Consider the following 26,239-nt stretch of genomic DNA (forward strand, 5'->3'; position numbering starts at 1 on the left):
GGGGCGTCACTTGTGGAGCGGACCGCGGCCGCGTCGGAAGGAAAGGCGTACGGCGGCGATGGAGGACAGGACCAGGGCGGTGGCGATGACGACGGGCCAGATCTGCCCGGCCGCCACTCCCGTCGCGGCGAGAGCGGTACCGGGGGCTGCGAACGACGCGTACGGCATGGTGGATCCTCCTCGAAGCGGGGTGTTCGGCACGTCGACCCGTCCGACGCCGGATCGCGGATCCGTGCTGGCGGACGGTCGTGTTGCGGTGCAGGGCGGCGAGCGCGTTGTGTCACGGTCTGGCAGGATCGGGCAGGCCGTTGCCGGCTCCGACGTGCTGCTGTTCGTCCCAGCCGTCCGCGTTCCGACCCTGCGCGGTGCCACTCAGTGCTGCCGACGATAGGAAGAATGCTGCGGTCGTGCACGCCGCGTGCTCCGAAGGGCTACAAGGTGCACCCGCGCGGAGCAGGCTGCCGACAGCAGGCATCCGCATTCCCCCGGCCTCGCCGTCTGGTCCGGCACCGAACCACCGGCCACCGACGGCTACGTGACCGGCTGGATGCGTGAGGGCAGCCTGATGCGCCACCGCCACCGCGAGATCGGCGAATGGTTCGCCGACCGAGGCCTGCGCGAGCCGGCGCCACACCACGACACCCTGTTCTCCTGGCTGCGCGCCCAGCCCCGGCTCACCGAGTTCGTCCGCCGGCTCTTCGACGTCCCCGACGTCGGAACCGAGTTCGCCGACCCGTACGCCGCCCGCTCCGGCCCGGACAACGAGTGGCCCAAGGCGCTCACCGCCCTTGCGGAAGAGGGCCTGCTCGACCGCGCCGAACTGATCGACCGTTGCCTCGGCCGGCTGCTGCGCGGCGACCGGCCCGGCAACCTGCGCGGATTCCTCCAGCTGTACGCGGCGCTGGCACCCGACACCGAGGAGATCCTCGCCCGAGCCCGCGACCACGTCCGGCTGGCCGTCGACGGCGCGTCCGGCCCGGCCAGGACCGCCCTGGCCGCGCTGCGGACCGTGGACGCACGACTGCCCGCAGACCTGTTCGCCGAACTCTCGGCCGCAGTCCTCGTCCGACCGGAGAAGACGCTCACCACCGCGCAGTTGAGCCGAGTCGACGCCGCTAGTTGCCCGGAGGCCGCACCCATGGTGCGAACCGCTGACCAGGTGTCACGTCCTCGCGCCAGTACCGCAAGACGGTCTCCTGCACGACGTCCAGGCGGTCCGCGGCGATCAGGCACGAGACGGGCTCCGACCCGCCCGCGTCCGCTTCGAAGGCGACGAGCACGGACGGCGTCTCACCGAGCCGGCCCGTGATCCTCGCCAGCTCCTCGGACGTGGGGGCGCGAAATCGGGGATCGTGAAAGTTCGCCGGGCAGCTGACGAACACCGGGGCGGTGAACACCAGCTCCAGCGAGTGGTGATAGGTCAGGTCGTATCCGGCTGCGAGCCGGAACCGGTCACGATCCCAGGCGACGACGTCCCAGTCCCACCAGGACCCTTCCGGGAGCTCGATCGCGCTGTGGAGCTGCTCGACGTCCACTCGGAAACCCCCCTCTCGTTCGAACGGAACCGCAGGCTACGTAGCAGCGTGGGGCGCCGACTCGACGGGTCGGGCCTCTGAGGTGTCCTGGTGATCGGCACGCGGAGACGTCCGTCACCTGCGGGCACCTTCAGCCTTCAGCCTTCCGCCTTCCGCCTTCCGCCGGGACGGCGGCGTCACCCCGCTCGTGGGGCAACGCGAAGGGGGCTGCAGGATCAGGCCCCGCGGGTGCGGTCCAGGTGGTGGGTGAGGGCGGTCGCGAATTCGGCGGGGTGGCTGAGGTGGGGTGCGTGGCCGGCGCCGGTGAGGGTGTGGACGGTGGCGGCGGGCAGTCGTCGGGCGAGGAGCTCGGTGATCCGGCGAACGGCGGGCGGGCCGTCGGTGCCGACCGTGAGGGTGATCGGGACGGGGCTCGCGGCCAGTGCGGTGAGGTCCAGCGCGTAGTGGTCGGGGTCGCGGAACTGGTCCAGGAACGTCTGGGCGTTGGCCGCGAGCATGGCGCGCTGCGGTTCGTCGAACAGGTCCCGCCAGCGCTCGCCGAAGGCGACCTGCTCCGCGAAGAGGGCGACGGCCTCCTCGGTGCGGCCCGCCTCGATGTGCTCGGCCACCGTGACGACGTGGGCCCGGGCCGCGTCGTGCATCGGTTCGCCGACCGGGTCGCCGGTGAGCAGGGGGAAGGCGGGCGGTTCGTGGACCAGCACGCTGCGGACCAGCTCCGGGTGGCGGGCCGCGGCCATGAGTGAGACGAGGGCGCCGTAGGAGTGGCCGACCACGTGGGCGCTGCCGCCGGAGACCTCGGTGATCACCGAGACCAGGTCGCCGACGTGCTCGTGGATGACGCTCCGGCCCGGCGCGCCGCTGTCGGAGTGGCCGCGACGGTCGTAGCGGACGGCCGTGACGCCCGGCGGGAGCAGCGGGACGACGCCGTCCCAGCTGGTGTGGTCGTCGAAGGAGCCGTGGACGAACACCACCGGCGTCGTGGCCTGGTCCGCGTGCCAGCTCAGTTCGGCGCCGCCGGTCCGGAGACGCCCGGTGCGGTGAACGGTGGTGGTGGCCGGGGGAGTTGCCCGGGTTGCGAGATCCATGTCGGGAAGGGAATCATGTCACCTGTCGGAGAGTCAATCATTGACCCTCTAGTGATCTCGGGGAGTGGATGGTGAAGGTCGGGTCGAGCTCGCGCGTCGAGCAGATCGCGGAGACCGTGCTGGCGGAGATCGCCGCCGGACGCTGGAGGGTGGGCGAACGCATTCCGCCGGAGCCGGTGCTGATGGAACTCCTCGGCGTGGCCAGGAACACGATGCGCGAGGCGGTCCGGGCGCTCGCCCACGCCGGCGTGCTGGAGATCCGGCACGGGGACGGCGTCTACGTGCGGGCGCGCACCGACACGGAAGGCATCCTGCGGCGCCGCTTCGGCACGGTGGACCTGCGCGAGATCCTCGCCGCGCGCCGGGCCCTGGAGGTGGAAGCGGCGCGGGCGGCGGCCGAACGCCGCACGCCCGAGGACCTGGACCGGCTCGCCGACGCCTGGCACCGGCTCCACGGCGACGGCCACGGCGAGGGGGAGGGCGAGGGGGAGGCCGACCGGGTCGCGGCCGGAGTCGCCTTCCACCGCGCGGTGCTGGAGGCCTCGCACAACGTCGTCCTGATCGAGCTGTACCAGGGGCTGGTCAGTGCGGTGGCCGAGAGCCTGCGGCGCGCGAACGTCCTCGCGGACCTGCCCCGACCGCCGGTCCACCTGCACCGGGGCCTGTACGAGGCGATCCGCTCCGGTGATCCGGCCCGGGCGGCGGCGGAGGCGGCCAAGCCCCTCGACGCCATGATCGACCTGCTCGGGGCGCAGGCGGCGGGGACGACGCGCACGGCTTACTGATCGTTTCAGAATGTCGGTGGTGCTCGTGAAGCCGAGCAGGTGAATCTTGCTGCTCGAGCGGGTGATAGCCGTGCTCACGCATGCGTCCAATCCGCGCTGTTCGTGGACGACATGAGGCCTTGGGGTGCAAGGCCGACAGGGCTCTCCTGGCATCAGGTCCGGGGTACTGCAGCCGTCCCGGCGCTTTCGCCCGGTGTGATCAGATTTCACCGGATTCGGGCAGCAGGCCCGAAGCACTGAAGGAGAATCGATGCGCCCTGCCCTCCCGACCAAGCGCACCCTCGCCCTCGTCCTGGCCGCGACGGCCGTCGGCACGGCCGTCGCGGTCAGTGTGCCCGCCATGGCGAGCGACACCCCGCAGGACCACAAGAACCGCTCCACCCGGGCCGCCCAGGTACCGGACCTCATCCTCGACTACACCGGCTCCGAAGCACTGTCCGGGGCTCCGGTGATCGGCGTTCCCTACGGCAATCGCGCCAAGGTCAACGACCTCGACGGCAACCAGATCGGCACCGCCTTCGGCAACTGCGTCAAGGACCAGATCGGCTCGACCCAGGACCAGGTGCTCTGCAGCACCGTGCTCAAGTTCACTGGCGACGCTCAGATCGCCATCACCAGCGTGCGGCCCATCGCGCACCCGGGCGCGGAGCTCCAGTCCTTCGATGCGATCGTCACCGGTGGCACCCTCAAGTACGAGGGCCTCACCGGCAGTGCCCGCTTCACCCCCCGCGGCGCCAGCGTCTACGACGTCAGCTTCAGCTGACCCATCCAGCCCCTGAGGTGGCCCCGACCCCTGCGGTGTCGGGGCCACCGCTCGCCGGAGCCCTGCGAAGCCGTCGCAGGCAGATGAGGCCGCAGGCGGGTTGAAGCAAGCCATGATGGAGATCTGCTCGACGTTCGTAGCGGATGCGCAGGCGCTTGAACTGGTGGAGCCAGGCGAACGTCCGCTCTACCACCCAGCGGGTGCGGCCCAAGCCGGAACCGTGGGCAACGCCGCGACGGGCGATGAGCGGCTTGATGCCTCGCTTCCACAGCAGGCGACGGTACTTGTCGTAGTCGTAGCCCCGGTCGGCAACCAGGCGTCTGGGTCTGTTGCGCGGGCGCCCACGCAGCCCCCGGATCGCTGGACGCGGCGCCACCTCACCGGCGGGCGGGGGAGTTCGACGCCGGGGCTGCAGGCCTCCGGGTCAGCGGTGGCCGATGCCGCGGCCGTCGAGGTAGTCGACCAGCGCGGCCTCTTTCCGGAGCGACCGGTCGCGGTCGTCGGCGGGCAGCGAGGCAAGGGCGTCGACCAGGACGCGCCTGCGAGGAACGTGGACCATGGCGCCCGAGTAGATCCGGCACCCCGAGCACCAGGCGAACCCGATGCAACGCTCGAAGCTGGAGGAATCGGGCGGATGGAAGCGGTACTGGTAGGAGCGGACGGGCTCGTGGCACACCCTGCAGATCCTGCGGTCACCGTCGAGGACGGACCAGCCGTTCCCCCACGTGCGCCAGGACTTCCGTCCGGCCGCTGCTCCTCACGTCGCCATGCGCTGATTCTGCCTGGGCGGTGGTCGAGGGACAACCGAGTGTTCTGGCCGCAGGTTCCGTGGAAGTGGTCTGTGGCTTCTACTGCCGCACCTCGGCGAGGGCTTCACGGCCTCGACGGGGCGAGGTCCGGGGTCGGTCAGAACCACTGAAATGGGCTCATGATCGTAGATCAGCCAACTGTACTCGCCCGTCATCACGACTCCTCGAGGGTTCGGGCCGGATAAGGCGGCAGCGTGGAACACGAGCCTGATGGCACCCAGGTTCTTTGCCGGCCAGGTACCCGGATTCGCAGGAGCCGGCGACTGCTTCACCGCCTCCAGGAGGTTTCGAGGCCGCCTCCGAGGATCGGCCGACCAGGGCAGGGACGCGGGAGTAGGTTGTGGCGGTGACCGAATCCCTGCCGCCCGGCGGTGTTGTGCTCGACGCGGAAGAGTTGGACGCCCGGTGGGCGGACGCGTGGCGGCCGGAACAGGTCGCGGAGCGACTGGGCGGGGTCGGCGCGCCCTGGTGCGTCGCCGCGGGTTGGGCGTTGGACCTCTTCCGCGGGAGGCAGTCGCGCCCGCACGGCGACTTGGAGATCGCGGTGCCCGCGGCGGGATTCCCCGAGATCCGGGACCGCTTCCCCGAGTACGCCTTCGACGCGGCGGGCTCGGGCCGGGTCTGGCCGGACGCGGGGCCCGAAGCGCTGGCGGCCACCCACCAGACCTGGGTGCGGGATCCGGCGAACGGGCGGTTCCTGTTCGACGTCTTCCGCGAGCCGCACCAGGGCGCGACCTGGATCTGCCGTCGTGACGAGAGCCTGCGGCTGCCGTACGACACCGTCATCGAGCGGACGGCGGACGGGACGCCCTACCTCCTGCCGGAACTGGTGCTGCTGTTCAAGGCGAAGGCCGCGCGGCCCAAGGACCAGGCGGACTTCGACGGCGCGCTGCCGCTGCTGGGCCAGGCCCGGCGGGACACCCTCCGTGGGTGGCTGGAGCGTGTCCACCCCGGGCATCCGTGGCTGGCGCAGCTGGCCGGTTAGCGCCCGGTGCGGATCGATCCTCGGCGGCAGAGAGCCGCGTCCGTCTCCTGTCATCTGTCATCTGTCATCTGTCATCTGGACCCGGACCGCGGACCGCGCGTCGGTGGTGCGGCTGGTGCCGGCCGGAGCGGCCGTGCCGCATCTCTGCCTGGTCGTCAGCTTCGCCCTTGACCAGGCCGGCCGACCGACCCGCCACCGGCATGGGCCCGCGGCTGCTCCCGGTGTGGTGGAGGTGTGGGCCGGGGGCGCCCCCGGTGGACCCCGTCGCCGGGGGCCGGGGGACGGTCGGGGTTAGGCCTTGGCGTTTCGGCGGGCCGTGTCGACGGCGAAGACCGCGGCGAGCATCGCCGCGGACAGTGCCGCGACGAGGACGGGGCTGGGGCCGGTCGGGCGGCCGTGGGGCCGGACGGCGCCCATGAAGTCGAGGGCTGACACGTTGTTGACCAGGAGGTACCAGAGCGGCAGGTAGACGACCTGGAAGACCCGATGGGTGCGGCTCAGCGTGCCCAGGGACATGGCCAGGGAGGGGATGAAGAGCGCGCCGCAGGCCCAGTGCGCCACTCCGGCGCCGTCGCCCGCCGCCAGCATCCGCAGCAGCGGTACGACGCCGGCGACCGCCGTGAGTACGAGCCCGGAGGCCCACTCCGCGAGCAGACGGCGCCGGGCCGCCGGGTAGGCGCCGAGCAGGACCTCCAGCCCGTTCTCGACCTGTTGGCTTCCCAGCCGGGACCAGATCAGGACCGGCCACAGCCAGGCGGCGGGCAGGAGCAGCCCGGTCAGGGCGTTCATCGGGACGACGAAGCCCGCGACGGTCAGCGCCGCCGCGACCAGCCACCACCACGGCGAGACGCCCTGCAGCAGGATGCGCACCTCGCCGGCGAGCAGCCGGCCGAACGCACCCGCCCGATCGGGCTCGGTCCGCGGAAGTGCGCCCGGCGCGGTGGACCAGCGGGCGGACGGATCCGCTTCCCGGTCCGCTCCGCGCGGAACGGGCACCCGGGGCGCCGCCACCGGCTCCCGCGGAAAGGCGCGGCGCGAGCACGGCCCGCCGCCGGCGGCGCCGCCGCGGGACCGGGCGGGGTCGAACCGGCCGAACCACACGGTGGGCAGCAGCGCCACCGCGACCGCGAGCAGGAGCAGCACCAGCCGGTCCAGGACGAAGCCGGCCGAGACGTCGAAGCCGGTCCACAGGAAGGTGTCGAGCGGCTCGGCGACCTGGGTGAGACCCAGGCTGAACCCGCCCTCGCCGACCTGCCGGTGCTGGGCCGTGATCGACGCGTCCATCGACCGCGCCACCCGGTGCACGCCGAGGCCGCCCAGCGGAGCGGAGGCCGACTGGCCGCCGAGCGACAGCACCAGGGCCGCCACGAACCACACGATGTTCCCGACGCCGCCGCGCAACAGCGGCACCGTCTCGAACAGGATCGCGGCGGCCGCGGTCAGCGCCATCAGCGGCAGCGCGAGCAGCACGAAGGGCTCGACCAGCGCGACCGGGTCGACCGAGCGGTCCTCGCCACGGGCCAGCTGCATCGCCAGCGCCGTGGCCGCGAGGACGCCCAGCATCGAGCCGAGCACCAGCAGGTTGCTCAGGAACTTGGCGCACAGGTAGCCGCCGGTGCGCAGCGGGGTGGCGGCCAGCACCTGGCCGACCCGGGTGGTGTGGTCCCGGGCGATGCCGCTGCGCACCACGTAGAAGCCGCCGAGGGTGAGCCACAGCGTGCCGGCGAGGGCGGTGACCGTGCCGACGTAGGGGCTGTTGTAGATCCCGCGGTGGCCGCCGACGTCCATGATCACCCAGGTGCTGTCCGCGTCCGGTACGGCGAGGTAGCCGAGGCCGACCGCGGCGAGCAGGGTCACCGCGTACGCCGGGCGGCGGACCCGGTCGCGGAAGTCGCCGACCGCCAGGGCGGCCAGGGCGCGAAGGTTCACCGCAGCACCGCCTGAGGGCTGGTGGCCGGTTCGCCGCTGCGGTGGACGAGGGCGAGGTAGGCGTCCTCCAGGTCAGGCGGGACCGGGACCGCGTCCGGGGCGGGTGCGGCGTCGGAGAGCAGCCGCAGGCGCACGCGGCTGGTGGTGCGGACCATCCGGCTGACCACGTGGCGGGCCTGCACGGCCGGGACGTCGGCGGGGGCGGTCAGGAGCTCCCAGACCTGTCCGTCGACCTCCCGGAGCAGGTCCTCGGGGGAGCCGCGGCGCAGCAGCCGCCCCCGGGCGACCACGGCGATGTCCGCGGCGACCGACTCGACGTCGGAGACGATGTGGGTGGAGAGCATCACCATCCGGTCGGCGGCGAGGTCGCTGAGCAGGTTGCGGAAGCGCACCCGTTCCTCCGGGTCGAGGCCGGCCGTCGGCTCGTCGACGACGATGACCCTGGGGTCGGCGAGCAGGGTCTGCGCGATGCCGACCCGGCGCAGCATGCCGCCGGAGTACTTGCCGAGAGGGCGTTTGACGGCCTCGGTCAGGTTGACCAGCTGGATCAGTTCGTCGATCCGGGCCCGGGCGGAGCGGGCCGACAGGCCCTTGGCCGCTGCCAGGTAGGACAGGAACTCCCGCGAGGTCAGGTTCGGGTAGGACCCGAAGTCCTGTGGCAGGTAGCCGAGTTCGCGGCGTAGCCGGTCGGGGTCGGCGATCACGTCGCGCCCCTGGTAGCGGACCTGGCCGCTGGTCGGTCTGGTGACCGTGGACACGATCCGCATCAGCGAGGACTTGCCGGCGCCGTTGGGCCCGAGCAGGCCCAGCATTCCCGGGCCCAGGTGCATCGTGATGCCGTCGACGGCGCGTTTGCCGCCCCGGTACACCTTGGTCACGTCGGTCAGTTCGAGCATCGTCTTCCTCTTCCCCGTCGGACCGTGCGGGCTCAGCCCCTGACGTCCGTCTCCCTGCCGTTGCGGAGCACCGTGACGCCGCGCGGGACACGGTGGAAGCCTCGCCCATCCGCGGGCTCCTGCCATCTGCCGTTCGGCAGATATCGCCGCTCGGGTTGGCGGGTGGGAGGGCGGCGGGTAGGCCGAACGGCCTGGTGCGTCCGGTGCGTCCGGTGTGTCCGGTGAGGGCAGTGAGTCCGGAGGGCGATGGCGCGGGGGCGTCGGGAACGCGCCGACGCGGGTGCGTCAGGAGGTCGCCGGTGCGGGGTGCAACGGGAGGACGGCGCGCACCCGCCAGCCGTCGGCGTGCGGACCGACGGACAGGGTGCCGCCGAGGGCGCCGGTCCGTTCGGCGAGCGCCGTCAGCCCCGTCCCGCCCGTGGAGCGGCGGGCCGGGCCGCCGCTGCCGCGGTGGCCGCGGGGCCGTCCGCCGTCGGTGACGGTCACCCGCACGGCGGGGCCCGCGGCATGGACGGTGCGGACCACTTCCACGTCCAGCCGCTCGGCCCGCGGGGCGTGCCGCCGGACGTTGGTCAGCGCCTCCAGGACGATCCGGTAGGCGGCGTCCTCGATCTCGCGCGGCGCGGCACCGGGCAGCCCCGGTTCCAGGACGAGTGCGCCGGCGGCGCCCGAGGCGAGGAAGCGGTCGACCAACTCCGGGATGTCGGCGAGGCCGTGCACCCTGGTCGGCGGCGGCTCGGCGTCCGCGGAGGCCTGCGGGTCGCGCAGGGTCCGCAGCGTGTGGTCCATCGAGTCGAGCGCCCGCAGGCCCGCGGCCTCCAGGCGGGCCAGGAGTTCCAGGTTCTGCTGCTCGTCGTACCCGCAGACCTGGGCGGCCTGCACCTCCAGCAGGATGCCGGTGACCTCGTGCGCGACGAAGTCGTGCAGGTCGCGGGCGACTTCGAGGCGCTGGTCGTGTCGGGCCTGCTGCACCGCGCGGGCCCGCTGGTCGTCCTGGGCCCGTAGGTGGAGCCCGACGCCGACGGCGCAGGCCGCCGGAAAAGTGGCCAGTGCGACGGCGACCACCGACGGGCCGAAGGCCGGCTGCGGCAGGCGCAGGGTGAAGCGCAGCGGGAGGGCCAGCAGGGCGGCGACCAGGACCCCTCCGGCGAGGAACGCCCGGCGCGGGTCGGCCTGCCGGATCACCCGCCCGCCCAGCACCAGCAACGCGGCGAACTCGAACGGCAGCCAGAGGGCCACCAGGTTCCGCGGTCCCGGGCAGACGGCGTCGGCGATCAGTGAGATCCCCGCGACCAGGCCTGCCGCCAGGACCGGCGAGGCCGGGCCCGGCGGGCGGCGCAGGATCGCCGCGGCCACGGCGAGGACGGCGACGGCCGCCGGGACCAGCGCCGCCGGTGGAGCGATCGTCGCGGGAGCCGCGATCAGGGCCACGGCCATCGCGCAGAGCATGCGTCGACGACGGGTGTCAGGCAGGGACCGGGTGCACACGGACCGAGCCTATGCAACAGGGCCGGACGCTCGGCGAAGAGGTGGCTGGTCGTCAGGAAGGCCCGGTGTGAGGGATCTTGCCGTGACGAGGATCCGCGTTCGCGCCGGAGCGACGGACGCGCACCCGGCCGTCCAGGCCGTCCAGGCCGTCCGGGGTGTCCGGACCGTGGCTCACCCGCCCGACCGGCCGGCCGCGTATCGCCTCTCGAAGGTGCGCACGGCGATGCCGACCCGGTTCCGGACGCCCAGTTTCCGCTGGATGCTGGCCACGTGGGTCTTCACGGTGCCGGGCGAGATGAACAGTTCCCCGGCGATGTCGGCGTTGGTCTTGCCCTCGGCCACCTTCCCGGCGATCTCCTCCTCCCGCCCGGTGAGCGGCTCGACGAGGGCCGGGCCGTCGGGCCGGACGCCGGTGACGTGCCTGAGCAGCCGCACCGTGACGGACGGGCTGATCAGACTGTCGCCCGCGACCGCCGCCCGGACGGCCTCGACCAGCAGGGCCGGGCCCGACCGCTTGAGGAGGAAGCCGGAGGCGCCGTGGCGTAGCGCCGGGTACACGTACTCGTCGAGGTCGAAGGTGGTGACGACGACGACCTTGACCGGGTCCGCCGCCGAGGGGCCGGCGATCCGGCGGACCACCTCCAGACCGTCCATGCGCGGCATGCGGATGTCCACCAGCGCCACGTCGGGCCGCAGCCGGCCCGCTTCCTCCACCGCGGCCACGCCGTCCGCCGCCTCGCCGACCACCTCCATGTCCGGCTGGCTCTCGAGGATCCGCCGCATCCCCCGACGGACCATCTCCTGGTCGTCGGCGAGCAGTAATCGGATGGCCACGAACGGGAATTCTGTCACACCGGCGGATCGCTCACGGGCGGCGGCCGGGTCGGGCACGACGTGGCGGGGAACGCACCCGGTGCGTTCCCCGCCACGCTGCCTCGTTCGTCCGGGCGTTGGCGCCCGGACGCCTACCAGCGGTACCAGCGGCCGCGGCTGCCGGATGCGCTGGTACCGCGGGCCACGAAGCCGAGCAGCCACACCACCAGAACCACGACCGCCACCCACCACAGGGCTTTCAGTGCGAAGCCCGCGCCGAAGAGGAGCAGTGCCAGCAGCAGAACAAGAAGAAGGGGAACCATCTCGACCTCCATAGTCGGCGTCGGCGATCCGCTTGCCCCGGGCCGCGGCGAATATTCGGAGGAATCTTCCGGGCGGGCGGGGGCAGGCGCCGTGCCGACAGCTTCGACGAACCGGAGGTCCGCATGAGTGCCGGCGACAAGATCGAGAACACTGCCGAGAAGGCCAAGGGCGCGGTCAAGGAGGGCGTCGGCAAGGTGACCGGCAACGAGCGTCTGGAAGCCGAGGGCAAGGCCGACCAGGCCAAGGCGGACGTGAAGCAGGCAGGCGAGAAGGTCAAGGACGCCTTCAAGGACTGATCGACCTTCGGCGCCGTGGCGGTGGTCCCGCTGTCTTCCTGCCGGGACCACCGCCACCGGCGTGCCGCGGTCGGCCGCACGGCCCACTGTGCGGTGATGCCGATGCCCGGAACCCCGCGCCGGAGGAACACTCCTGTCACACGGTTGCGCCGTCGGTGGCCCGGTGGCTGTCGGCGGGGCGGTGCTGCGGCGCGTCGGGGACGGTCCGCGTACGCCGACGCCCCGCCGTGTCGAAGGGGTCGGCCGTCGGGGCTCGCGCCGGCTGCGGCGGGACGCTCGGAGGGGCCGCGGGCGCGGGGGAGGACTGCGGGGGCCAGGGCCGGTGGGCCAGGTCGTGGCGGAGTGTGTCGAGTCTGGCCAGGCAGGCCTCGACGGTGGCGATGGCGGCGGTGCTGTGTTCGCGGATGCGGCGTTCGATGGCGGTGAGCCGGTCTTCGATGTGCTGCCAGCGTTCCTCGGCGGTGGTGTGGGGGTCAGGTGCGTCGTCGGTCGCTGTCATGGCGCAGGCGTTCGGTGTGGTCGGTGAGGGTGTCGAGGCGGTCGGTGAGGTCGGGGTGGGCGGCGAGGTGGGGGCGCATCGCCGCCAGGGGCGCTATCAGGTCGGCCGGGTCGGGGGCGCCGAGGGCGGTGGTGAGCGCGGTCAGCGCGGGACGGGCCCGGGGGGTGAGGCCGGGCGCGGCGGTGACCTGGGCGGCCAGCACGCGCAGGTCGGCTGCGTTGTCCCGGGCCCAGACGGTGACCGCGCGTTCGGCGGCCCGCCGGTCGCGCACCGCTTTGACCCGCTCCGCGCCGGTCTCCGCGTCGGGGGAGCCGCTGTCGGCGGGGCGCAGGCGCAGGTAACGGTTCTCGGCGGCCTGGCGGCTGGCGACGCCCATGGGCCGGGCGAGTTCCGCCCAGGTGGCACCCGCGTCACGGGCGTTCTCCACCAGACCGGCCTCCCAGCCCGCGAGCTCGCTGCGCAGCTCGCGCAGCAGCACCAGCGCGGCCAGGGCCGGCTCCGGTCCCTCGTCCGGTGCACCGGCCCCGGGCCGGGTGGCCGGGCTGGTGTTCCGGGCGGTGCGGACGGCGTCGTCGATGGCGGCGAGTGCGGCGGCTGCGGCGAGGAAGGACGCCGGTCCTGTGGGTGGGCTGCCCCCGGTGGCGGGCGGGTCGGGCCGCTTTCCCATTGGTGTCACTCCTTGGGCGACTCGGGGGTTTGTCATCGGATGGATGACATGTTAGAACAGATTCAGGTGAAGCGCACTGGCTCCCATCGATCAGTGGAGGTGTTTCGCGATGCTGATGCGCACTGACCCGTTCCGCGAGCTGGACCGGCTGACCCAGCAGTTCCTGGGTACGAACGGCACTTGGTCCCGGCCGGCCCCGATGCCGCTGGACGCCTGCCGTGTCGGCGACGAGTACGTGATCTGTTTCGACCTGCCCGGGGTGGACCCGCAGGCGATCGACATCGACGTCGAACGGAACATGCTGACCGTCAAGGCCGAACGCCGCCCCCGCCACGAGGGCGACAACGTGAAGTGGGAACTGTCCGAGCGCCCGCTCGGTGTCTTCTCCCGCCAGGTCATGCTCTCCGACACCCTCGACCCCGCCGGGATCAGCGCCGACTACGACGCCGGCGTGCTGACGCTGAAGATCCCGGTCGCCGAACGGGCCAAGCCCCGCAAGATCGCCATCAGCCACAACGGCGACCGCAAGCAGATCCAGGCCTGACCCCCCTCCCCGGACTGTTGCGCGCCGCTCCTGATCCCCCCGAGGGGCGGCGCGCAACGCCCCGGCTGCACGCCGCCCGCTCCGGGGCCGGCCCCGGAGCGGGCGGCCCGAGACCGAGCAACGCGCCATGGACGGACGAGAACACGAACCCTTCGTGGTGAGGGCCGGCGGCGAGATCGACCTCGACACCGCCCCCTCACTGCGCCGTGCCCTGGCCGCCGCGCTCGAGTCGCACCGGGAGGTGGTGCTCGACCTGTCGGAGGTGACGTTCATGGACTGCGCGGGCCTGGGCGCCCTCGTCCGGGCTCGCAACCAGGCCGACCGGTGCGGTGGGCGCCTCAGCCTGCGAGGGGCCCGCCGCCGCGTGGCCCGGCTGCTCGAACTCACCGGTCTGCACCGGCGCCTGGCCGTCGAACCCTGACCGGGCACCGTTCGCACCGGTTCCTCGGGATGGAGGGAGAACCGCGGTGACTCTTCGATGGGAGGCGTTCCTGGAGGAGGTCCGGGAACGCGGCGAATACGACACACCCCAGGAGGCCGAGCGGGCGGCGCGGGTCGTCCTGGCCCTGCTCGGCGCCCACCTGGTAGGTCGGGTGCGCGCAGAACTGGCCGCCCGCCTGCCCGAGACCATGGCCCTGATCCTGCTCAACCCGCTGCAGGCCGCCGAGCCGCTCAGTGCCGAGCGGTTCGCGCGCGCGACGGCGGCCTGGATCGAGGGCGCCACCGAGAACACCGCGCTGTGGGACATCGGTGCCGTCCTGTCCACGGTGGCCGACGCCGCCGGCGACGACCTCACCGGGCGTGTCCTGCTCCAGCTGCCGCCCGGCTACGACCTGCTGTTCGGCCGGCCCCAGCCCGGCCGCCGCCCCTGAACCCGTCCGCGCCGCCCGCCGCACCCGCCCGGCCGGCCCCGCCCCGGAAGGCCACCGCCATGACCCGGTACCGCCTCCTTCTCCAGCACGTCCGCACCCTCGGCCGCTACACCACCGACGAGGAGGCGGAACGCGTCCTGCACGCCGTCCTGGCCGCCCTCGGCAGCCAGCTCACCGGTGAGGTGCGCTGCGACCTCGCCGCGGCCCTGCCCGAGCGGGCCCGCGCCGTCTTCGCCTCGCAGATCCCGCTGCCCGAGCCGGTCGCCGCCCCGGCCTTCGTCGAAGCCGCCGCCCGCGCCCTGAGCACCAGCCTCACCAGTGCACGCTGGGACGCCTCCTCCGTCCTGGCCGCCCTCGCCGACCTGGCCGGCGACCCGCTCACCGACCGGATTCTCGCGGACCTGCCCCGCGGCTACGCGCTCCTGTTCGGCCGCGCCGACCTCGTCGCCGCGGCGTGACCCGGAACCGGGTGGAGACCGTCACCGGCACCGTGCGGGAGCTCGCCCACCGGGCGCGCGGCGGCGGCTCGGGGGGTTGTCGCCGCCGCGCAGCGGGAGACTACCTCACTCGCGGGCGCCGCAAAATCTATGCGCGCCGGAGTAGACATTGCTCGCGGGCGGGTCTAACGTTTCTCTCGTAGACAGCAGTCGGCGATACCGGCCAGACACGAACTGGCCGGGTTGTTGGACGGAAGTTCGCAGTTCGGTCCGGCAGTGGAGCTCCGAAGCCAGCAGGTGCAGGACGGCGACGGGACTGGCTGCCGGACCGGGCGGCCCGCAGGTATCAGGGGCCGCCACCAGCGGTACCGGTAGTACGCAGTTCAGTGAGTGCAGTACCTGGCAGTCGCCAGACAAGCAGGGCCTCGGCAAAGGCGCCCAGACTGCGGGCGCGCGTGTCGAGGAGGTCCAGGCAGTGGGGTTCCAGGCCAGCGCAGGTGCAGGACGGCCGACGGGGCTGGCTGCCGGACCGGTGGGCCGTCACGGCCACCGACCAGCAGGACGCAGTTCAGCAGGTGCAGTACCAGCAGTATGAGCAGTACCAGCAGTACGGAAATGACAGTTCAGTACAGAGGATGAACGGAGGGCGCAAGCGCCATCAGGATCGCCCGGCCCGTGAACACTCGCCCGGGCGGACACCGCAGACCCCAAGGCAAGGACGGTGGTTTCCGGTCACGCATACGCGATCCCCGTACGCCCCCTCCCCCGGGGCGGTGCGGAAGTAACAGGACCGGCCCAGGCCGGTAGATGGTGTTGTTCCCCTTCGGGGCCCCGGAGCCGACACGGCCCCGGGGCCCCTCGACGCGTTCTCCCCGAGAACCAGAGAGGTGCAGTGACTACGACGACCAGCCCCGACGCATCCGACAAACTCGACGACGACGACTACCCCGCCTACACCATGGGCCGCGCCGCCGAGATGACCGCCACCACCCCCGGCTTCCTGCGAGCCCTCGGCGAACACCGCCTCATCACCCCGCTACGCTCCGGCGGCGGCCACCGCCGCTACTCCCGCTACCAGCTACGCATCGCCATGCGCGCCCGCGACCTCGTCGACCAGGGCACCCCGATCGAGGCCGCCTGCCGCATCGTCATCCTCGAAGACCAACTCGAAGAAGCCCTGCGCATCAACGAACAGCTCCGCCGTTCCCAGCGGGACCAGGAGCCCACCGCGGACACCTGACCGGACCGGCACCCCGGCCCACAGCCGCGGGCGGAGCCGGCACGGTGAAGTCCCGGGCGGCCGAGGTGGAGTTCACGCCGCCGGGCGAGCGAGGCGGGCCCCGGGCCGAAGGCGCTCGGCTTCCCGGTGCCGGCCTTCCGCCCGCTCGACCCGTGCTCCTCGCCGGGCGGCGCCCCGGCCGGCACGGACACCGCGCACCGGCCCCGGGAGCCGACTGCCGCCAGGGCCATGTCCGGGCTGTCGACCACGAACCCCCGGGAGCGTCGCACAGACGCTCCCGGGGGTTCGCGGCACCACGCGGCACCCGGACTGACCTGGGTCCGGCGACGAGGGGGACGGTCGCCGACCGCGGGTCGGTGGGTGGGGAGGGGGCCCGGTTCGGGTGGGCCGGGCTCAGTCCGTGCCCGGTGCGTCCGCGGGGCCGAGCAGTCGGTCGACGAGGAGCTCGGGGTAGCCGGTGGCCGGCAGGTCGATGCCGAAGATCGACCGGACGTAGAACGGTGCGATGAGCTGGTCGAGGATCTGCTCCACGGGTGGCGGGTCCTCGCCCCGGGCGATGGCCCGCTGGCGGATCTGTTCGATGGAGCGCATGCGGCGCTGGAAGTGCTGCGTCCGCTCGGTCTGGTCCTGGGGGTTGTTCGGCATGGACAGGATGACGGCGCGCACGAGGGCGCGGCCCTGGGGGGTGCGGATGCTCCTGACGCTGGCTTCGGCCCAGGCGAGGAGGTCGCCGCGCAGGCTGCCGGTGTCGTTCAGCGGCGAGTCGCGTTCGAGGCGGGTGGTGACCATGTCGGCCAGGAGTGCGTCGAGGCTGCCCCAGCGCCGGTAGACGCTGGTGTGGTTGACGCCGGCGCGCTGGGCGATCGCGGGGATGTTGAGGTCCTCGCCGTCCGGGTCGGAGAGCAGGTCGATGACCGCCTGGTGGACGGCCGTGCGGACCTGTTCGGGGCTCCTGCGGATGCGTGTGGTCGGTTCTTTCGTCGTCACCCCCACATCGTAAGCACAGATGTTTGCTTCGCGCTGCCCGGTGGGTCCCACAGTCTGGCAGGCGACCGGCGCAGCCTTCAGCGCGACGGTGGGGCGTAGCCGTCGCCGTAGCCTCGGCCGCCGGAGAGCGCGAATGCCCGCCGCCTCACCCCTGCCCGGTGTCAGTGCCCGGTGTCGCCAGCCGGGGTGCCGCCCGGTGTGCCGCCCAGCGCGTCGCGCAGGGCGGCGCGGGAGGTGACGCCGAGCTTGGGGAAGACCCGGTAGAGGTGCGAACTGACCGTCCGCGGGGACAACCGGATCCGCTCGCCGATCTCCTTGTTCGTCAGCCCGGTCGCGGCGAGTTCGGCGATCCGCCGCTCCTGCCAGGTCAGCACCGCGGCGTCCGGGGCCGACGGGCCCGACGGGGCCGCAGGCCGGCCGCCGGCCCGGAGTTCGGCGCGGGCCCGGTCCGCCCACGCCGTGCAGCCGAGCCGGTCGAACGTCCCGACGGCCAGCGTCAGCGCCTGCCCGGCCGCCCGCGGCTCGCTCAGCCGCCGCAGCGTGATGCCGTAGGCCAGACGGACGCGCGCCACCTCGAAGGGGAAGTCCCCGGCCGCCGGGTGCGCCTCGACGCGCGCGTACATCGCCGCCGCCTCCGCCGCATCCTCCGCGGTCATCGCCAGGCCGCCGTAGGCGGACAGGGCCAGCCGGGGCGACGCCTCCGGCAGCCCGGCCTCGCACGCCGCCAGGGCGTGCCGCCGCGCCTGCTCCCGGCGGCCGCTGTACAGCGCCGCCTCCACCAGCTCCAGCAACGCGCGCGGGGCGATCTGGTGGGCGTGGCGCTCGAAGCTGCCCGGCGGCGTCATCCCGATCGCGTACAGGTAGGCCGCCTCGAAGTCCCCCTCGGTGAGCGCCACCCCGGTGGCGATCGCCTCCGTGATCTGGGTGAGCAGACCCACCCCACGCGGACGGGCCCAGGCGTCCACCGCGGACTGCAGCTCCCGCGCGGCACCCAGCCGCCCCCGCCGGGCCGCCAACTGCCCCAGCACCGCCCGGGTGTGGTACGCGAGCAGGACGTGACCGTGCGCGGTGCACAGCTCCAGCGCCTGCTGCCCGGTACGCTCCGCCTCCGCCCACTCGCCGGAGTACATCTGGTCGAGCATCAGCATCCGCAGCATGGTCATCACGCTCGACACCGCGCCCTCCTCCCGCTCCCGCTCGACGGCGTGCCGCAGCTGGACGCGGTACTGGCTCAGCGCGTCGACGTGGGAGGCACAGACACCCAGCCGGGCCAGGTCCCACGGCGCGAGGTGCGCCTCGGCGGTGAACGCCCGCTCCAGACGTTCGCGCAGCCCCGCACCGCTGCGCGCCACGGCGCTCGCGTCCCGGTACAGCGCCGTCAGCGGATGCACCCGGTCGCCGAGCGCGTCGAGGATCCGCTCGACGCGCTGCCACAGGGCGGGGTCGCCCGCGTAGTGGGCCATGGTGACCAGCGCGTCGGCCGCCCGGGCCAGGGTGGCCCCGTCACCTGCCTCCCCCTGAGTGCCGCCGTCCGACCACCGCTCGACCGCAGCCGCCAGCCGCTGGAAGGCCGGCCGGACCGCTCCGGCCCGGACGAAGTCCGCGTGCGCGGAGGTGAGGACGGCGGCCAGCGAACCGGCCGGGCCGGGCTCCGGGTCCGAGCGGTGGAGCAGCCGCTGCGCCTCGTCCAGCAGCGCGGCCTGCGCGGCGAGGTAGGCCGCGTCACCGAGGCGCCGGGAGCGGTCCGCGGGCCGCTCGCTCAGCTCCGCCGCGCGGGTCAGCCAGGCCACGGCGGCCGCCGCGCCACCGCGCCGGGTCGCGGAGTCGGCCGCCGCCTCCAGCACCGCGGCCACCGCCTCGTCCGGCTCGACGACCGCTGCGGCCAGGTGGCCCGCGTGCCGCTCGGTGTCGGCCCGGTGCACCCGGGACAGTTCGGCGTGGGCGGACCGGCGCTCGTCGGGCGTGGCCAGCTGGATGACGGCGGAGCGCACCAGGGGGTGGCGGAAGACGAAGTCACCGAGGGCCGTGTCGACGTCGAGCAGCCCCGACTCGACGGCCGGTTCGACCCCGCGCATCCGGTACCGCGTGGCGTGGACGCGGCCCCGGAGCCGGCCGGCCGCGGCGCCGTCGAGGGCGCCGCGGAGCAGTTCCGCCCGGACGGCGGGGGCCAGGCGCTCGATCCGCGTGCCGTAGAGCTGCTGGAGGCGCCGGGGCAGCGGCACCCCGGGGGTGGCGAGCAGGTCACCGGCGAGGTCGGGCGCGGCCAGGTAGGGCGGCAGTTCGTGCAGGGCCAGCGGGTTGCCCCGGGCGTGCTCCAGGGCGGCCCGCCGCACCCGGGCGTCGAGCCGGGGGTGGCGCAGCTCCAGCAGGCGTCCGGCGGCGTCCTCCGCCAGGGCCTCGACCGGAAGTTCGGGGAGCCGGGCGTGGTCGAAGGCGCAGCGCACCTCGGAGCGCAGGGCGATCAGCATCTTCACCGGGAGGTCCGCCAGCCGGCGTGCCACGAACCCGCACACCTCGACGCTGGCGTCGTCCAGCCACTGGCCGTCGTCGATCAGCAGCGTCAGCGGCCGTTCGGCGGCGGCGAGTGCCAGCAGGTCCAGCACGGCGATGCCGAGGGACAGCACGGACGGCGGCGCACCGCTGCCGCCGCCGAACACCACGTCCAGGGCGGTGCGTTGGCGCGGGTCGAGGCGGGCGGTGCGGTCGAGCAGGGGGTGGAGGCACTGGTGCAGGCCGGCGAACGGCAGCTCCGACTCGGCCTCCACCCCGGTGGCCCGCACGAGTGCGTGGTCCGCCTCGGCCGCCGTGCGGGCCGCGCGGTCGACCAGTGCGCTCTTGCCCACACCGGCCTCGCCGCGCAGCACCAGCGCCCGCCCCTCGGGGGCGGTCACGAACGAGTGCAGCAGGGCCAGTTCGTGCTCCCGGCCGATCAAGGGCGTGTCCGCCGGATTCATGGTCCCCACCTCCGCGCCCGACCGCCGGGTGTGGCCCTGGGGCGGTCGGATGATGATCATCATGTGCTCGACGCAAGCCTGCCATCCCGGGAGCCCCGCAGCCGCACTCGCGCCCGCAGCTGGGCGGTACGGCCGGGCGTGGCTCGGCGGGCCGCCCCCGTGGTCGCGCTGCCCGTGGTGGCGCCGTGAGCGGTGGTTCGGCGTGGGTGTGGCGGTACGGCTGGTACTGAGCGCCTGCCACCGCCCTGGCTGCCCCCGCGGGGGTATGCGCCGACGGATCGGGTCCCGCGGTCAGCCCGAGGTCCCATCCGGGATCGACCCGACCTGTCGGTGGGTCACCCCCTTCGCACCGTACGACGAGCGGTTCCCCGGGACGAGTGCGAGAGTCGATCGCAACCGCCTGCCGCCGGCAGTGCCGGTCCCCCCACACATGGCTCTTACGGTGCCCCGGGTCATCGGGTCGGTCCCTGCCGTGACCGGTCCCAGAACGGCGGATCCCTTGTCGAAACTCCTGAAGCTCGCCGCGGCGTCCATGGCCGGCGCGGCCCTGTGCGTCCTCGCCTCGCCGACGGCCGTGGCGGCGCGTCAGATCGGCACGGCCCCGCCCTGGCCCTCGCCCGGGAGCGGGTCGTGGCCGTTCCCGATCACCCCGCTGAGCAGCCGGCCCCCGTTCCCCTCGGCGCCGTCGCCCGGCGCACCGGCCCCGGCGAATCCCGTGGCGCCCTCGACCACGGCGCCCTCGCCACCGTCGCGGACGGCGCCCACCGGACCGACGGGCCGGTGGGACCTGAAGTTCGCCGACGAGTTCGACGGGACGTCGCTGGACCGGACGAGGTGGTCGTACCAGTCGGACGCGGAGGCCGACTGGTCCGCCAACCCCCTGGGCACCGGGAACCCGGGCAACCAGCAGCTCGAATTCGACCAGTCGGCGAACTGCGCCGTCTCCGGCGGCGCGCTGGACATCACGGCCAGGCCGGACGCCGTCACCAGCGCCAGTGGGAAGCGCTACGCGTGGTCCAGCTGCATGATCAACACCTCGCCCTCCTACGCCTTCACCTACGGCTACACGGAGGTGCGGGCGAAGCTCCCGGCGCCCAAGGGCTTCTGGCCGGCCCTGTGGACGTGGTCCGCGCCCGGCGTCACCCTCCCCGCCCACGGCGAGACCGACGCCTTCGAGTTCTACTCGGACGACCACTCACGGCTCTACCTCAGCCAGCACAACGCGAGCAGGGCCCAGCAGGAAGCCCCGTCCTGGTTCACCTGGCCCGGTGCCACCCTCCCCGACCCGAACGCCGCGGGCGTGGTGCACCGGCCCGCGTTCGACCCGACGGCGGACTTCCACACCTACGGCGTCGACATCGAGCCCTGGGGAACGGACTGGTGGATCGACGGCCGGGTCGTCCACCACAGCAGCAGGGCCTCGAACCGGCCGGTGAACGTCCTCCTCAGCAACTTCGTCTACTCCAAGGTCCCGCCGGCGCCCGGCAGCGAAGGACACCTGACGGTCGACTACGTGAGGGCCTGGCAACGGCCGGCCGCCTTCCCCGTCCGCTGACCCGGGCGTCGGACGTCGGCATGTCCCACCGGGCGCCGACGGCCGGTCGACGTGCACCGGGTCGTGAAGGTCGGTGCCGAGAAGCGGCAGGCCTTCGGGGTACCGCCCGGGCAGGCGTGGCTCTACCGCGGGCGCGGGCCCGGTGGCGTGGGCCGGTGCCGGTCGGGTGCGGGGGCCGGGAAGCGGACAGGACGGCGTTGGCGACGAGGTTGCGGACCAGGTGGGCCTTCCCGACCTCGTGGGCCCGGGCGGGGCGGAGCCGTGGCCGGCGTCCTCAGGCCTCGTCGTCCCAGTGGTCGAGGACGCGCCGGCGGACGTGGGCCGGGTAGGCCTCGGCGAAGGAGCTGTGCGGCATGCGTCCCTGGCCGGGGGCGGGCTGGAGGCCGTCGTGGAGGACGACCGGCCCGGTCATGGCGGCCCGCTCGTCGGGGTGGTAGCAGTTCATCAGGGGGTGGATCGGGCCGTGCCACACCTCGGCGCGGTCGGTGGGGTGGATGCGGGTGGCCAGCGCCCACAGCAGGTCGGTGTCGTCGGCGGGGTCGACGTCGTCGTCGAGGACGAAGACCCGGGCGTGGAGCCGTCCGCCCCGGCTCCCCCCGGCCATGACCTCGCCGATGCGGTGCACGAACTCCTGGGAGTCGATGTCGGAGTCGGTGTCGGTGTCGGAGTCGGTGTCCGGGAGGAGTTCGCGCCAGTTCGCCGGGACGGTGAGCACCAGCCAGTGGGAGGCGGCGCGCAGCGGGGACCAGGCGGTGGTGACCGGCAGGCCGGCGGCGCGCAGGTCGTGCAGGACGTCGGCGGCGATGCCCACTCCGGTGACGGTGTGGAACTCGTCCACCGGGCGGCCCTCGGCGACGATCGGCCAGATCGGGGCGTCGCGGTGGGTGATGCACTCGACGGTGTAGACGGGCTGGTGGGAGGCCTCGTCGGGGACGTACCCGGCGAACTCGCCGAACGGGCCCTCGACGGCGGAGCGTTCCACGGACAGGTGGCCCTCGATGACGACCTCCGCGCCGGCCGGCACCTCGAGGTCCGACAGCTCGCACTTCACGACCTCGACCGGATCGCCGTGCAGGGCGCCGATGTAGCCGGCCTCGTCGACGCCGTCGGGCAGCGGGATGCCGCCGACGAAGGGGATCGCCGGGTCGCCGCCCTGGACGAGGGCGTAGGGCATGGGCTTGCCGATCTTCACCCATTCCTGCCAGATGAGGCCGATGTGCTGGGGCGGGATGACCAGGCCGGTCATGCGCTTGCCGTCGATCATCATGATGCGGGCTATGGACCAGTTGGTCCACGAGCCGTCCGGGGTGCGCGCGACGATGATCCCCCAGGTGTTGAGGTACCGGCCGCCGTCCTGCTCGTGGACGCGGGGGATCGGGAAGCGCTCCAGCGTCGCGTCCTCGCCGAGCAGGACGTTCTGCTTGCAGGGGGCCTGGTCGCGGGGCACGAGCCTGGGCGGCACCGGCGGCAGGTCCCGGGTCGCCGCCAGGGTGTCCACGAGCTGCGCGGCGGTCAGCTCCGGGGGCAGCCCGAGGGAGAGCGCGACCCGGGCGAGCGGCTTGCCGGGCGCGGAGCTCAGCGAGGCGGGTGCGCCCACCAGGCGGAAGCCGGGCTCGGCGCCGCCGACGTTCTCGAAGAGCGGTGCGGGCGCGGTGCGCTCGTAGGAGAGCCGGGTGATCGCCGCGGCCTCCAGGTCCCAACTCACCTCGCGCCGGACGCGCTTGAGGTCGCCGAGGGCTTCGAGCGCGGCGATGTGGCCGCGGAGGTCCTTGGGGTGGTTCACGGGGTGGTTCATGGGGTGCGCTTCCTTCACTGGTTGCTCTGGAGGGCCGGTACGCGCGGGGTGGCCGCGGCGCGCATGCCTTCCCAGCGGCGGGCCCGGGTCGAGTCGATGCCGAACTGGTCGCAGATCCTCGCCACGATGTGGTCGACGACGTCGTCCACGGTGGCGGGGTGGTTGTAGAAGGCGGGCATGGGCGGCACGATGGCGGCGCCCATGCGGGCGAGGGCGAGCATGTTGTCGAGGTGGATCTCGCTCAGCGGGGTCTCGCGGGGGACGAGGACGAGCTTGCGGCGCTCCTTGAGCGTGACGTCCGCGGCCCGGGCGACCAGACCGTCGGCGTACCCGGTGCGTATCCCGGCGAGGGTCTTCATGCTGCACGGGACGATCACCATCCCGTCGGCGGGGAACGAGCCGGAGGCGATGGAGGCCCCCTGGTCGTCCGGGGAGTGGACGACGTCGGACAGCGCGGCGACGTCGCGGGAGCTCATCCCGGTCTCCAGTTCGAGGGTGGCCCGTGCCCAGCGCGTCAGCACCAGGTGCGTCTCCACGCCGGGGTGCCGGTGCAGTTCCTGGAGGAGCCGGACTCCCAGGACGGAGCCGGTCGCTCCCGTCATTCCTACGATCAGCCGCACGTGTGTCTCCTGGTGCTTCCTCGGTCAATGGGTCTGCAGCCGATGGACGGTCCGCGGGCGGGGCCCGTGGGCCCGGCGCGGTGTCGGACGGTCAGGTCCTCAGGCGGTGGTCGTACCGAGGGTGTCGTCGAGCCAGTCGTAGATGCGGGTTTGGGTGAGGCGCATGGCGCCGGGGTGGCAGTGGGCGCCGGCGCCTTCGTCGTTGGTGAAGGGCATGAGGGTCTTGGGGCAGGTGAGGTGGTGGTAGAGCTGTTCGGGCTGGCCGTGGAAGAACATGTCGTCTTCGGCGTCGCAGACGAGGGTGGGGCACTGGATGCGTTCGGCGATGCCGTTGGCGAGGGTGTAGTCGAGGTAGGAGGCGTTGAAGGCGCGGGGGGTGTCGACGCCCATGACGTACATGCCGTGGTTGATGGCCCAGCGGGCGATGGGGTCGGTGGCCATGAGGTGGTCGAGGGCGGCGTCGAGTTCGGGGGCGGTGTCGGCGCGCAGGAGGTGTTCGGCTTCTTCGCGGGTGCCGGGGATGTTGCGGGTGGTGGTCTGGCCGAGGTCGTAGAGGCCGTCGACGGTGATGAGGGCGGCGAGGCGGTGTTCGAAGGCGGCGGCGCGGGGGGCGAGGATGCCGCCCATGCTGATGCCGAGCAGGGCGATGCGGTCGTTGTCGACGTCGGGCAGGGTCTGGGCGTAGTCGACGACGGGGGTGATGACGTTCTCCCAGTCGGGGCGGAAGGGCAGGTTCTGGTGGTGGCGGGGGCCGGGCATGCCGGGGCCGTCGAAGGTCAGGACGGTGTAGCCGCGCTCGACGCCGGCCATGGCGCCGAAGTAGTGGAGTTCCTCGGCGGTGCCGTCGAAGCCGTTGTGCATGATGAGGGTGGGGCGGGGGGTGGCGGTGTCGTCGACGCGGTAGAGGTAGCCGGGCAGGGTGGTGTCCTCGTAGGGGATCTGGACGGGTTCGATGATCGGGGTGAAGAGGGCGGCGGCGGAGCGGAAGGTGTCGACGCTGCGGTCGTAGGCGTGGTCGTGGCGGGGGTCGCAGGGGTGGCCGTGGAGGAAGAACTCGGCGGAGCGGTAGTAGTTGGAGGCGCGCAGGAAGCCGTCGCGGGCGCTGACCCGGTGGCCGGCGGCCAGGGACTCCTCGGCCTGGCCGGCGACGCGGTCGGCGGTGGCCATCCACTCGGTGTACCAGCTGCTGTAGTCGCCCTCGGTGATGCGGTCGGCGGTGGAGACGACCTCGCCGAAGTCCGCGCCGCTGTAGGCGATGTGGCTCATCGAGCGCAGGGTCTCGTACCAGAACTGGATGTTGTTCGGGAACAGCAGCTGCTTCATCGTCCGCACTCTCCTCGGAATCCGTAAGCACCGATCTGTGCTTACGGGAAGGACTGTAGACCCTTCGGGCGGCGCGAAGCAAACATCTGTGCTTAGCGGTGGAAGTGTGGTGGGGTCGGGGTGGTGGAACGCCGGGTGGCCGGCGGCCCGGGGGCGGGACACAATCGGCGGGGCGGTGCGGCTCGCCGTGCCGCCGACAAGGACGGCCTACTCGACCGGGAGACGACGGTGACCGGTGTGACCAGCGCGGAGCTTCTCGTGGACACGTTCGAGCGGATCCGTGCCACGGTCGCCGACGTCGTCGAGGGTCTGACTCCCGACCAGCTGGCGTTCCGGGTGCAGGACTCGGCCAACTCGATCGCCTGGCTGGTCTGGCACCTCACCCGGGTGCAGGACGACCACGTCGCCGACGCGGCCGACCGCGAACAGGTGTGGACCGCCGAGGGCTGGGCGGAGCGGTTCGCCCTGCCCTTCGCCGCGTCGGCCACCGGTTACGGGCACCGGCCCGCGCAGGTCGCCCAGGTCACCGCCACCGCCGACCTGCTGTCGGGCTACCACGACGCCGTCCACGCGCGGACCACGGAGTACGTGCGAGGCCTCGACAACCGCTCCCTCGCCCGGATCGTCGACGAGTCGTGGCAGCCACCGGTCACCCTCGGGGTGCGTCTGATCAGCGTGATCGCCGACGACCTGCAGCACGTCGGCCAGGCGGCCTTCGTGCGCGGTCTGCTGACCGGGCGCTGACGGCGGCCCGCCCGCGTCCGGGTGGCAGGGGCTTCACCACGCGCGGAGCGCACGGGGAACATCCCCGCGCGCTCCGCGCGCGTCCCGCAGGGCGGGCCGTCAGGCCGCAGGAGCCTGGTCCGGCGCCACCCGCATCAGGTTCGGGTCGGAAGCCGGCTGCGGCACGGCCTTCAGGCCCCTTGATCGCCCGCGACCGCGGGCGGGGGGGGGGGGGGGGGCGCCCCCGCCCCCCCGGGGGGGGGGGGGGGGGCGGGCGGGCGCGGCCGGGCCGCCCCCCGCCGGTGGGGGGGGCCG

The 26,239-nt window shown here is 73.4% G+C and carries 28 protein-coding genes and 1 pseudogene; 11 read left to right on the forward strand and 18 right to left on the reverse strand.

Going from position 1 to position 26,239, the window contains the following annotated elements; translation table 11 throughout:
• Nucleotides 1-6: 6 nt before the first annotated feature.
• The 4 genes from ACIA8Q_RS12600 to ACIA8Q_RS12615 all read right to left on the reverse strand — a co-directional run bounded on the left by ACIA8Q_RS12600 (nucleotide 7) and on the right by ACIA8Q_RS12615 (nucleotide 2,620).
• On the reverse strand, nucleotides 7-168 hold the full coding sequence (locus tag ACIA8Q_RS12600; RefSeq protein WP_360220157.1) for a hypothetical protein: 162 nt from the start codon (nucleotides 166-168) through the stop codon (nucleotides 7-9).
• 112 nt (nucleotides 169-280) lie between these two features.
• The gene (locus tag ACIA8Q_RS12605) at nucleotides 281-946 is read right to left on the reverse strand and encodes a hypothetical protein (RefSeq protein ID WP_360220154.1); all 666 of its coding nucleotides are present in this window, start codon (nucleotides 944-946) and stop codon (nucleotides 281-283) included.
• Between the two features lie 169 nt (nucleotides 947-1,115).
• The gene (locus ACIA8Q_RS12610) at nucleotides 1,116-1,535 is read right to left on the reverse strand and encodes a hypothetical protein (RefSeq protein ID WP_360220151.1); all 420 of its coding nucleotides are present in this window, start codon (nucleotides 1,533-1,535) and stop codon (nucleotides 1,116-1,118) included.
• 215 nt (nucleotides 1,536-1,750) lie between these two features.
• A complete protein-coding gene (locus tag ACIA8Q_RS12615; RefSeq protein ID WP_360220148.1) occupies nucleotides 1,751-2,620 on the reverse strand; it encodes an alpha/beta hydrolase in 870 nt (289 codons plus the stop codon).
• Between the two features lie 68 nt (nucleotides 2,621-2,688).
• On the opposite strand from ACIA8Q_RS12615, the gene ACIA8Q_RS12620 reads away from it, so the two are divergent.
• Both ACIA8Q_RS12620 and ACIA8Q_RS12625 read left to right on the forward strand, forming a co-directional pair.
• Nucleotides 2,689-3,405 (forward strand): FCD domain-containing protein, encoded by a 717-nt coding sequence (locus ACIA8Q_RS12620; RefSeq protein ID WP_360220145.1) that lies wholly within the window; start codon nucleotides 2,689-2,691, stop codon nucleotides 3,403-3,405.
• 250 nt (nucleotides 3,406-3,655) lie between these two features.
• Complete coding sequence (locus ACIA8Q_RS12625) at nucleotides 3,656-4,168, forward strand: hypothetical protein (RefSeq protein WP_360220142.1); 513 nt, start codon at nucleotides 3,656-3,658, stop codon at nucleotides 4,166-4,168.
• On the opposite strand, the pseudogene ACIA8Q_RS12630 reads toward ACIA8Q_RS12625, so the two are convergent.
• Both ACIA8Q_RS12630 and ACIA8Q_RS12635 read right to left on the reverse strand, forming a co-directional pair.
• A pseudogene (locus ACIA8Q_RS12630) lies at nucleotides 4,161-4,532 on the reverse strand (transposase); the annotation flags it as partial. The gene ACIA8Q_RS12625 and the pseudogene ACIA8Q_RS12630 sit on opposite strands and share 8 nt — an antisense overlap.
• 60 nt (nucleotides 4,533-4,592) lie before the next feature.
• Complete coding sequence (locus tag ACIA8Q_RS12635; protein ID WP_360220139.1) at nucleotides 4,593-4,844, reverse strand: hypothetical protein; 252 nt, start codon at nucleotides 4,842-4,844, stop codon at nucleotides 4,593-4,595.
• A 479-nt stretch (nucleotides 4,845-5,323) separates the two neighbouring features.
• On the opposite strand from ACIA8Q_RS12635, the gene ACIA8Q_RS12640 reads away from it, so the two are divergent.
• Nucleotides 5,324-5,962, forward strand: coding sequence for a nucleotidyltransferase domain-containing protein (locus ACIA8Q_RS12640; RefSeq protein WP_360220136.1), 639 nt, complete (start codon nucleotides 5,324-5,326; stop codon nucleotides 5,960-5,962).
• Nucleotides 5,963-6,253: 291 nt separating this feature from the next.
• On the opposite strand, the gene ACIA8Q_RS12645 is transcribed toward ACIA8Q_RS12640, so the two are convergent.
• The 5 genes from ACIA8Q_RS12645 to ACIA8Q_RS12665 all read right to left on the reverse strand — a co-directional run bounded on the left by ACIA8Q_RS12645 (nucleotide 6,254) and on the right by ACIA8Q_RS12665 (nucleotide 11,411).
• The gene (locus tag ACIA8Q_RS12645) at nucleotides 6,254-7,891 is read right to left on the reverse strand and encodes a hypothetical protein (protein WP_387902348.1); all 1,638 of its coding nucleotides are present in this window, start codon (nucleotides 7,889-7,891) and stop codon (nucleotides 6,254-6,256) included.
• The gene (locus tag ACIA8Q_RS12650) at nucleotides 7,888-8,787 is read right to left on the reverse strand and encodes an ABC transporter ATP-binding protein (protein WP_396317148.1); all 900 of its coding nucleotides are present in this window, start codon (nucleotides 8,785-8,787) and stop codon (nucleotides 7,888-7,890) included. Before ACIA8Q_RS12650 ends, ACIA8Q_RS12645 begins: the two co-directional genes overlap by 4 nt.
• Nucleotides 8,788-9,072: 285 nt before the next feature.
• On the reverse strand, nucleotides 9,073-10,275 hold the full coding sequence (locus ACIA8Q_RS12655; RefSeq protein WP_396317149.1) for a sensor histidine kinase: 1,203 nt from the start codon (nucleotides 10,273-10,275) through the stop codon (nucleotides 9,073-9,075).
• A 171-nt stretch (nucleotides 10,276-10,446) separates the two neighbouring features.
• Nucleotides 10,447-11,109, reverse strand: coding sequence for a response regulator transcription factor (locus ACIA8Q_RS12660; protein WP_360220124.1), 663 nt, complete (start codon nucleotides 11,107-11,109; stop codon nucleotides 10,447-10,449).
• Between the two features lie 131 nt (nucleotides 11,110-11,240).
• Nucleotides 11,241-11,411, reverse strand: a complete 171-nt coding sequence (locus tag ACIA8Q_RS12665; protein ID WP_360220183.1) for a hydrophobic protein — start codon at nucleotides 11,409-11,411, stop codon at nucleotides 11,241-11,243.
• A gap of 123 nt (nucleotides 11,412-11,534) precedes the next feature.
• On the opposite strand from ACIA8Q_RS12665, the gene ACIA8Q_RS12670 reads away from it, so the two are divergent.
• Nucleotides 11,535-11,708: a CsbD family protein gene (locus tag ACIA8Q_RS12670; RefSeq protein ID WP_360220122.1), complete on the forward strand. Its 174-nt coding sequence runs from the start codon at nucleotides 11,535-11,537 to the stop codon at nucleotides 11,706-11,708.
• A 136-nt stretch (nucleotides 11,709-11,844) separates the two neighbouring features.
• Here the strand turns inward: ACIA8Q_RS12670 and ACIA8Q_RS12675 are convergent, their stop codons facing one another.
• Both ACIA8Q_RS12675 and ACIA8Q_RS12680 read right to left on the reverse strand, forming a co-directional pair.
• Nucleotides 11,845-12,207, reverse strand: coding sequence for a hypothetical protein (locus ACIA8Q_RS12675; RefSeq protein WP_360220119.1), 363 nt, complete (start codon nucleotides 12,205-12,207; stop codon nucleotides 11,845-11,847).
• Nucleotides 12,182-12,874, reverse strand: coding sequence for a hypothetical protein (locus ACIA8Q_RS12680; RefSeq protein WP_360220116.1), 693 nt, complete (start codon nucleotides 12,872-12,874; stop codon nucleotides 12,182-12,184). Before ACIA8Q_RS12680 ends, ACIA8Q_RS12675 begins: the two co-directional genes overlap by 26 nt.
• Before the next feature lie 109 nt (nucleotides 12,875-12,983).
• On the opposite strand from ACIA8Q_RS12680, the gene ACIA8Q_RS12685 reads away from it, so the two are divergent.
• From ACIA8Q_RS12685 to ACIA8Q_RS12705, 5 genes are all read left to right on the forward strand, one after another.
• Complete coding sequence (locus ACIA8Q_RS12685) at nucleotides 12,984-13,418, forward strand: Hsp20/alpha crystallin family protein (RefSeq protein WP_360220113.1); 435 nt, start codon at nucleotides 12,984-12,986, stop codon at nucleotides 13,416-13,418.
• 127 nt (nucleotides 13,419-13,545) lie between these two features.
• Nucleotides 13,546-13,839 (forward strand): STAS domain-containing protein, encoded by a 294-nt coding sequence (locus ACIA8Q_RS12690; RefSeq protein WP_396317150.1) that lies wholly within the window; start codon nucleotides 13,546-13,548, stop codon nucleotides 13,837-13,839.
• A 46-nt stretch (nucleotides 13,840-13,885) separates the two neighbouring features.
• A complete protein-coding gene (locus tag ACIA8Q_RS12695) occupies nucleotides 13,886-14,290 on the forward strand; it encodes a DUF2267 domain-containing protein (RefSeq protein ID WP_387908432.1) in 405 nt (134 codons plus the stop codon).
• A 59-nt stretch (nucleotides 14,291-14,349) separates the two neighbouring features.
• Nucleotides 14,350-14,748, forward strand: coding sequence for a DUF2267 domain-containing protein (locus ACIA8Q_RS12700; protein WP_387908429.1), 399 nt, complete (start codon nucleotides 14,350-14,352; stop codon nucleotides 14,746-14,748).
• Nucleotides 14,749-15,685: 937 nt separating this feature from the next.
• The gene (locus ACIA8Q_RS12705) at nucleotides 15,686-15,967 is read left to right on the forward strand and encodes a MerR family transcriptional regulator (RefSeq protein ID WP_360220180.1); all 282 of its coding nucleotides are present in this window, start codon (nucleotides 15,686-15,688) and stop codon (nucleotides 15,965-15,967) included.
• Nucleotides 15,968-16,360: 393 nt separating this feature from the next.
• On the opposite strand, the gene ACIA8Q_RS12710 is transcribed toward ACIA8Q_RS12705, so the two are convergent.
• Nucleotides 16,361-16,954, reverse strand: a complete 594-nt coding sequence (locus ACIA8Q_RS12710) for a TetR/AcrR family transcriptional regulator C-terminal ligand-binding domain-containing protein (RefSeq protein ID WP_360220101.1) — start codon at nucleotides 16,952-16,954, stop codon at nucleotides 16,361-16,363.
• A gap of 161 nt (nucleotides 16,955-17,115) precedes the next feature.
• The gene (locus ACIA8Q_RS12715; protein WP_396317151.1) at nucleotides 17,116-19,908 is read right to left on the reverse strand and encodes an AAA family ATPase; all 2,793 of its coding nucleotides are present in this window, start codon (nucleotides 19,906-19,908) and stop codon (nucleotides 17,116-17,118) included.
• 499 nt (nucleotides 19,909-20,407) lie between these two features.
• Between ACIA8Q_RS12715 and ACIA8Q_RS12720 the strand changes: the two genes are divergently transcribed.
• Nucleotides 20,408-21,463 (forward strand): family 16 glycosylhydrolase, encoded by a 1,056-nt coding sequence (locus tag ACIA8Q_RS12720; RefSeq protein WP_396317152.1) that lies wholly within the window; start codon nucleotides 20,408-20,410, stop codon nucleotides 21,461-21,463.
• 274 nt (nucleotides 21,464-21,737) lie between these two features.
• Here ACIA8Q_RS12720 and ACIA8Q_RS12725 read toward each other — a convergent pair whose 3' ends face one another.
• From ACIA8Q_RS12725 to ACIA8Q_RS12735, 3 genes are all read right to left on the reverse strand, one after another.
• Nucleotides 21,738-23,258: a UbiD family decarboxylase gene (locus tag ACIA8Q_RS12725; RefSeq protein WP_396317153.1), complete on the reverse strand. Its 1,521-nt coding sequence runs from the start codon at nucleotides 23,256-23,258 to the stop codon at nucleotides 21,738-21,740.
• Between the two features lie 14 nt (nucleotides 23,259-23,272).
• Nucleotides 23,273-23,878: a non-oxidative hydroxyarylic acid decarboxylases subunit B gene (locus ACIA8Q_RS12730; protein WP_396317154.1), complete on the reverse strand. Its 606-nt coding sequence runs from the start codon at nucleotides 23,876-23,878 to the stop codon at nucleotides 23,273-23,275.
• A gap of 99 nt (nucleotides 23,879-23,977) precedes the next feature.
• On the reverse strand, nucleotides 23,978-25,201 hold the full coding sequence (locus ACIA8Q_RS12735) for an alpha/beta hydrolase family protein (RefSeq protein ID WP_396317155.1): 1,224 nt from the start codon (nucleotides 25,199-25,201) through the stop codon (nucleotides 23,978-23,980).
• A gap of 237 nt (nucleotides 25,202-25,438) precedes the next feature.
• Here ACIA8Q_RS12735 and ACIA8Q_RS12740 point away from each other — a divergent pair, with 237 nt between their 5' ends.
• On the forward strand, nucleotides 25,439-25,945 hold the full coding sequence (locus ACIA8Q_RS12740) for a DUF664 domain-containing protein (protein WP_396317156.1): 507 nt from the start codon (nucleotides 25,439-25,441) through the stop codon (nucleotides 25,943-25,945).
• Nucleotides 25,946-26,239 lie beyond the last annotated feature (294 nt).

This window comes from Kitasatospora sp. NPDC051705, assembly GCF_044453265.1.
In the GTDB taxonomy this organism is placed as follows: domain Bacteria; phylum Actinomycetota; class Actinomycetes; order Streptomycetales; family Streptomycetaceae; genus Kitasatospora.

Coding starts and splice junctions, on each gene's coding strand:
- ACIA8Q_RS12600 (WP_360220157.1), bottom strand. CDS start 168: ATGCCGTACGCGTCGTTCGCAGCCCCCGGTACCGCTCTCGCCGCGACG.
- ACIA8Q_RS12615 (WP_360220148.1), bottom strand. CDS start 2,620: ATGGATCTCGCAACCCGGGCAACTCCCCCGGCCACCACCACCGTTCAC.
- ACIA8Q_RS12620 (WP_360220145.1), top strand. CDS start 2,689: ATGGTGAAGGTCGGGTCGAGCTCGCGCGTCGAGCAGATCGCGGAGACC.
- ACIA8Q_RS12625 (WP_360220142.1), top strand. CDS start 3,656: ATGCGCCCTGCCCTCCCGACCAAGCGCACCCTCGCCCTCGTCCTGGCC.
- ACIA8Q_RS12650 (WP_396317148.1), bottom strand. CDS start 8,787: ATGCTCGAACTGACCGACGTGACCAAGGTGTACCGGGGCGGCAAACGC.
- ACIA8Q_RS12665 (WP_360220183.1), bottom strand. CDS start 11,411: ATGGTTCCCCTTCTTCTTGTTCTGCTGCTGGCACTGCTCCTCTTCGGC.
- ACIA8Q_RS12670 (WP_360220122.1), top strand. CDS start 11,535: ATGAGTGCCGGCGACAAGATCGAGAACACTGCCGAGAAGGCCAAGGGC.
- ACIA8Q_RS12675 (WP_360220119.1), bottom strand. CDS start 12,207: ATGACAGCGACCGACGACGCACCTGACCCCCACACCACCGCCGAGGAA.
- ACIA8Q_RS12680 (WP_360220116.1), bottom strand. CDS start 12,874: ATGGGAAAGCGGCCCGACCCGCCCGCCACCGGGGGCAGCCCACCCACA.
- ACIA8Q_RS12685 (WP_360220113.1), top strand. CDS start 12,984: ATGCTGATGCGCACTGACCCGTTCCGCGAGCTGGACCGGCTGACCCAG.
- ACIA8Q_RS12690 (WP_396317150.1), top strand. CDS start 13,546: ATGGACGGACGAGAACACGAACCCTTCGTGGTGAGGGCCGGCGGCGAG.
- ACIA8Q_RS12700 (WP_387908429.1), top strand. CDS start 14,350: ATGACCCGGTACCGCCTCCTTCTCCAGCACGTCCGCACCCTCGGCCGC.
- ACIA8Q_RS12705 (WP_360220180.1), top strand. CDS start 15,686: ATGGGCCGCGCCGCCGAGATGACCGCCACCACCCCCGGCTTCCTGCGA.
- ACIA8Q_RS12715 (WP_396317151.1), bottom strand. CDS start 19,908: ATGAATCCGGCGGACACGCCCTTGATCGGCCGGGAGCACGAACTGGCC.
- ACIA8Q_RS12725 (WP_396317153.1), bottom strand. CDS start 23,258: ATGAACCACCCCGTGAACCACCCCAAGGACCTCCGCGGCCACATCGCC.
- ACIA8Q_RS12735 (WP_396317155.1), bottom strand. CDS start 25,201: ATGAAGCAGCTGCTGTTCCCGAACAACATCCAGTTCTGGTACGAGACC.